The sequence below is a fragment of the Pantoea sp. GD03673 genome, from assembly GCF_029844725.1.
Taxonomy (GTDB): Bacteria; Pseudomonadota; Gammaproteobacteria; order Enterobacterales; family Enterobacteriaceae; genus Pantoea.
This window is the reverse complement of the sequence record NZ_JAOCKJ010000041.1, coordinates 1-609: the sequence shown is the minus strand read 5'-3', so window position 1 is coordinate 609 and position 609 is coordinate 1. Positions and strand designations below refer to the sequence as shown.

General features: G+C 45.5%; 1 protein-coding gene. It reads left to right on the top strand.

The features are described from left to right. Nucleotides 1-609: nitrate- and nitrite sensing domain-containing protein (locus N5J69_RS22185; RefSeq protein WP_279772597.1), on the top strand; the 609-nt coding region annotated here is incomplete at both ends.

The window sequence follows — 609 nt, the reverse complement described above, 5'->3', positions numbered from 1 at the left end:
TAATATTCTTAACAATATTAATCTTACCGCTAAGTTTGCAATTCTGGGCTTGTTTTGCCTTGTTCTTTTTTCAGTTCCTACCGTGCTTTTTGTGTCAGAAGGTAATAAATATATTCAGGACAAGCAGAAAGAAGTAACAGGAGTGCCTGCTGAAAACAAAATCCTTGCCCTGTTGAATCTGATACAGCGCCATCGCGCTGAAACAGCCCTCGCTATTGCGCAAAAAAATCCTGCCACCTCATCGCGTCTAAGTGTTAGAGATGACATTGTTACTATCACCGATGTCATCAAGAAAGAGATGGCGCAGACAGAAGGCAGTGCGGGTTTAATCGATAAAATTAATGGGGTGCGTGCACAGTGGGACGCGCTGCAGCAGGACATTGATGCTTCGAAACTGGATCAAACGGCCAGCCTTGACGCACATGCGCAACTCATCCGCAAACTTCTTAACACAAACCGCGACGTGCTGGATTTTTACGGTCTGTCGCTTGATTCAGATATCAGTACGTACCGCCTGATTACCAGCAATTTCTCATCATTGCCTGAGCTTACCGAAAGTCTGGGTAAAATTCGTGCGTTCGGGACTTCACTGCTTGCCAGGAAAGAAGC